Annotated in this window: 5 protein-coding genes; 4 read left to right on the forward strand and 1 reads right to left on the reverse strand. The window is 48.3% G+C overall.

Going from position 1 to position 4,513, the window contains the following annotated elements:
- Positions 1-313: 313 nt before the first annotated feature.
- Entirely contained in the window at positions 314-1,147 is an 834-nt protein-coding gene (locus JRF57_16260; GenBank protein ID MBW2305250.1) for an IclR family transcriptional regulator, read from the reverse strand.
- 194 nt (positions 1,148-1,341) lie between these two features.
- Between JRF57_16260 and JRF57_16265 the strand changes: the two genes are divergently transcribed.
- Genes JRF57_16265 through JRF57_16280 form a run of 4 tightly spaced genes read left to right on the forward strand, consistent with a single transcriptional unit; the run spans position 1,342 to position 3,365 of the window.
- The gene (locus tag JRF57_16265) at positions 1,342-1,761 is read left to right on the forward strand and encodes a hypothetical protein (GenBank protein MBW2305251.1); all 420 of its coding nucleotides are present in this window, start codon (positions 1,342-1,344) and stop codon (positions 1,759-1,761) included.
- Positions 1,762-1,818: 57 nt separating this feature from the next.
- A complete protein-coding gene (locus tag JRF57_16270) occupies positions 1,819-2,370 on the forward strand; it encodes an RNA polymerase sigma factor (GenBank protein MBW2305252.1) in 552 nt (183 codons plus the stop codon).
- Positions 2,367-2,735 carry a hypothetical protein gene (locus tag JRF57_16275; GenBank protein ID MBW2305253.1) on the forward strand — a complete coding sequence of 123 codons (369 nt, stop codon included), beginning with the start codon at positions 2,367-2,369 and terminating at the stop codon, positions 2,733-2,735. The genes JRF57_16270 and JRF57_16275 overlap by 4 nt, the downstream gene beginning before the upstream one ends.
- Before the next feature lie 54 nt (positions 2,736-2,789).
- The gene (locus JRF57_16280; GenBank protein MBW2305254.1) at positions 2,790-3,365 is read left to right on the forward strand and encodes a DUF3106 domain-containing protein; all 576 of its coding nucleotides are present in this window, start codon (positions 2,790-2,792) and stop codon (positions 3,363-3,365) included.
- Positions 3,366-4,513 lie beyond the last annotated feature (1,148 nt).

The following is a 4,513-nucleotide window of genomic DNA, read 5'->3' on the forward strand; positions in this document are numbered from 1 at the left end:
TTGGGATGCTTTCCCTGTAAGTACGGGAAAACAACGTGATTTATAAATTACACATAAGAAAGAAGAGGGGAAGACTTCAGTTCATTCGTTTCTTTTGAGTAGGGTTCAAGTGGCCGAGTGATTGTTGAAGGACCGAATAAGCCGGCCTCAATGCATTTCACTTGACCCCTTGGACCCTCAACCCCTTGGCCCCTGAAGCCATCGGCTTCGGCCGATAGTAGTTTAGTCGCTTAATATCTGAAAGTTAAAAAACAAAGAAAGAAGAAAGGGCGAGACATCAAAGTCTGCTTTCAGCCCTCATTATCCTCTCGTTTCAGCACTTCAGAGCTCGTTTCAGCACTTCAGAGATCGATCTTGCCAATTCAATAACTATGGCGGAATACTTCTGTTCCACCTCGTGGGCATTCTGTTGGATGATCGAAAAATCGAACGAAACTCCGCCAAGTCCCGTGCCGGTCCTCTGATTGATCAAAGGAGCACCTATAGTGATAAGCCCGGGCAGATATTCCTCGACACACATGGCGTAGCCCCGGTGTTTTGTTTTCTCGATCTCGGATAACAATTGATCTTTATCGATGATGGTTTTTGGGGTTTTGGCCGGCAGCGAAATGCTGTTAATCGTCTGTTTGAGTGAGTCATCGGGTAGGGTGGATAAGTAGGCCTTTCCTATGGAAGTGTTGTGCAAGGAATTTTTCGCAACTGAAGGCAGATGGTAGGTGAGTGTTTCTTTTGCCTCCCGCTGGTAAGCTCTCATCAGGTTATTATCAACCGTAAAAGCTACATCTATAGTGATATTGAATCGACTGTGAACATCATCAACCAGCTTTTTTATGAGACGTAACTCGTCGCTGGATCGAATAATGTTTGTACTGAGAGCTAAGGATCTGATCCCCAACCTTACTTCTTTGGTCTTTGGATCTTTTTCGAGATACTCCAATTTCACGAGCGTGTTTACAAAACGATAGGTGGAAGTCATGTTCAGCGCCAAAATCCGTGAAATTTCGGTCTGAGTAAGGCTACGGGTTTCCGTATCAAACAGGGAGAGTATTTTCAGCCCTTTTTCTAATGAGGTCGAAAAATACTGATTTTTTGGTGTCATATCTGGCCGTGGTGTATATAAATTACTATTATCGTAAAGAGCATACATTTATAGTAAATTGCAATAATTGCCCTGTCAAGAAAAAAGTGAATTTCGATCATTCCGCCTCATTGCACCCATTCCAGGAAAACCTGGTTCTCCCCAAAGAAAATATGTCAAATTGTCAACCGATCCTCTCCTAATGCGTTTTTATAGATATGAACGCACTGTTGATGTCTAAAAATGAGAAAGGAGAAGGAAAGATGAAGAAGCTGATTGTTTGCATGATTTCGGTTGTTTTTGTTATGGTGGCATCCGATGCCTTTGCCGGGAATAACGGGTTTGAGCGATTGGGGGACAAGATCGATCATCGCCTTGATCGAAAGGGAGACCGGATCGATCATCGCCTCGATAAAATGGGGGACAGGATCGAGAACCGGCTTGACCGTAAGGGTGACAGGATCGAAACCCGCCTGGATCGGAGGGCCGAATGGGCCGAAGCGCACGGAAGGAAGGGCCTGGCCAAACGGTTGAAGAGAAAGGGCGATCGTATAGACAGGAAACTTGATCGAAAGGGGAAGCGAATCGATCGCCGCCTGGACCGAAAAGGGGATCGTATCGAACGGCATCTCGATCGGAAAGGAGACCGGATCAACCGGAGACTGAGCCGTCGCGGTCGTTAGTCTTTTTCCAGAAAAAGAGATCAGTTCAGCAGGGAGACCTTGATCAAGTCATCGGCCATGCAGGAAAGCGACCGCAATATGGGAGAATTTCTGAAATCCATTGAGAGGCGCGCCTTCCGCATGGCCGAAATAGCTTCAGGGGATAAGGAAGAAGCCCTGGATATCGTTCAGGATGCGATGTTTCGGTTTGTTGACAAGTATGGCGGTTGCGACGAGTCTGAATGGAGGCCCCTTTTCTACAGAATATTACAAAACCGGATTCGAGACTGGTATCGTAGGAGGGCTGTCAGGGACAGGCTCAGGGTATGGCTGGATCGATGGAAAGGAGAAGAAGAGGAAACAAAGATTGCCCCCCTTCAATCCCTGCAGGATCCAACCCGAAACGATCCTGAAAAATCGACGGAATCGAGTGATGCCTTGGCCGCCCTCGATGCAGCCCTCCATTCACTCCCTTTGCGCCAACAACAGGCCTTTCTGTTGAGGGCCTGGGAGGAGATGAGCGTAAAGGAAACATCAAAGATCATGAACTGTTCGGAAGGATCCGTGAAGACCCATTATTCTCGGGCAGTACGAAACCTGAGAGAAAAACTGGAGGGGTGGTGGCCATGACCGGCCGGATTAAAGAGAGGGATTTTTTACAAAAGGTGCTAAAAGCGCTCCATGCGGGCGAACAGAGCATAGATGCCTCCACCCGTTCCCGCCTTTCGCGCATTCGCCATGAGGCATTGAACCGGAAAAAGCGAAAGGGAGGGGCTTGGTTACCCAAGTGGTTCGGCCTTCCCGCAGCAGGGGTGGCGGTCGCTGTTGGGGTGATCATACTGTTCCATGGGACAATGAGGGAACCGTGCGGGCCGCCGGAGATGGAACAGGCGATAGTCGATGTCGAAATATTGACGGCCGACGAGTCATTCGAGTTTTTTGAAAACCTGGAATTTTATGTCTGGCTGTCAGGTCAAAATGAAATCGCCGGTTGAATTGTTCCTCCTGCAAAGAGACAAAAAAGGTTCCGCCGAAAGTGGAGGGCGAAGATGAAACGAAATAAGATTATCATCGGCCTGTTCCTGACATGTTTTTCCATGGCAATGTGCTTTCACAACGCACATGCTGGGGACAAAATTTCCGGTATTGCGTGGGATGAACTCACCAAAGAAGAACAGCAAATCCTTGGGCCACTAAAGGATCGATGGAACAACCTACCGTTGGAGAGACAGAAGAAATTGCGCAAGGGAGCCAGGCGGTGGGCGTCCATGACACCGGGGGAGCGGGCCCGGGCGAAGGATCGTCTGAAGAGATGGAAATCCCTGAGCCCCGAACAACGGGAATTGATTCGAAGAAGATACGCCCGGTTCCGTAGGCTTTCCCCGGAGCAACAGGAACGGCTGCTTCAGGCCAGAAAGCGGTTTAAAAACCTGCCCCTGGAAAAACGGCTGAAACTGTTGAAACGGTGGAAGGAGATGAGTCCCGAGCAGCGAAGGCGCTTTCAACGATTCCTCATGAATACAACGCCGGAGGAAAGAAAGAGGCTATTAGAACGATTGAGGAACATGTCACCAGAGCAAAGACGAAGATGGATCGAGGAGAGGCGAAGTTATCACAACGATTAGACAAATCCGCGTGCACTCCTTTGTGGGTCAAAAAAAGCGGCCCAATATTTGGCGGTCTCATGCCTTTTAGGGGTTTTTTAGCCTGGGAAGTCCTGTGTTGAATAGCAGGGCGGGGAAGGGGATAGCCTTTCGGAAAGCCATCTCTTTTGATCTTGCCTATATTCGGGGACATACGTCCCCATTGAATCTCATGGCCGTTTATTTTGAAAGGCTCGACCTCTGAAAAAGGGTGGTGGAATTCGGGGAAGAGCTCTGTAAAGAAGTCCTCAAGGCCATACCGCACCGTCATTTCATTTTCAGCATACCCAAGATCCTCAGGAGATACTTCCTCTATAACCGAAGACTCCTCTCCGAGCTGAGCCGATATGCATAGGAGTCGCTGAAAACGTTTTTCCAGTCAATATTGCCATACAGACCTTTTGGGGACTGCCTGGGATTCAACCCTCACTGCCATGTCTTATGTACGGATGGAGGTTTTTATGGAAAAGGCATGTTCAGAGTGGCGCCCTGGAGTGGTTGGCAGCCATGTGCTCCCATGTCCCGAATAAGAGGGAGCAGATGGTCAGAGATTGTAGACCCCCTTTGATAATTACCTTTACAGGGACCCGGTTTACCTTTACAGGGACCCGGTCCACAGCGATGGCCATTCCGTCTGATTTTTGAAGAAAGAGATGGATTCAAGGGGTAGCTCTACCCAAATTTCCTATGTTTTCCGACCTTATGGAAAGATAAAACCCGTGGTCACCGCTCGGCACTCGTGTTGCATCCACAACATCCTGCGGTCGGATTTTTTTTTGACACACAAGCTGAAATCACCTATACTTCTGCATAAGAAAATCGAGTTCTTATTCACCTCACCCAACTACGCACAATTTTCTATTTCGAACAGGACAGATTCCCATATCCCGGGTGTTGCGACAGCTTCTGGCGGGCTATGCAGTGGGACCTTCAACCGGTGATATCATCGTCGTGACCATCTATTCCAGTGCGATAAATCCATCTCAAAGCGCTACGTGCAGGACTTGTTAAGGATCTACTAAGACGGTCAGAAATATGTAGACATTTTTCTCTAGTTCTGCTATTACCTCAAGCATGGAAAAGCTTGATGGGAGAAAAATCGGACCAGAGGCAATGGAGCAAATCCGCAT

Source organism: Deltaproteobacteria bacterium (assembly GCA_019310525.1).
GTDB lineage: Bacteria > Desulfobacterota > DSM-4660 > Desulfatiglandales > HGW-15 > JAFDEE01.

Coding starts and splice junctions, on each gene's coding strand:
- JRF57_16270 (MBW2305252.1), top strand. CDS start 1,819: ATGCAGGAAAGCGACCGCAATATGGGAGAATTTCTGAAATCCATTGAG.
- JRF57_16280 (MBW2305254.1), top strand. CDS start 2,790: ATGAAACGAAATAAGATTATCATCGGCCTGTTCCTGACATGTTTTTCC.
- JRF57_16260 (MBW2305250.1), bottom strand. CDS start 1,147: ATGTATGCTCTTTACGATAATAGTAATTTATATACACCACGGCCAGAT.
- JRF57_16265 (MBW2305251.1), top strand. CDS start 1,342: ATGAAGAAGCTGATTGTTTGCATGATTTCGGTTGTTTTTGTTATGGTG.
- JRF57_16275 (MBW2305253.1), top strand. CDS start 2,367: ATGACCGGCCGGATTAAAGAGAGGGATTTTTTACAAAAGGTGCTAAAA.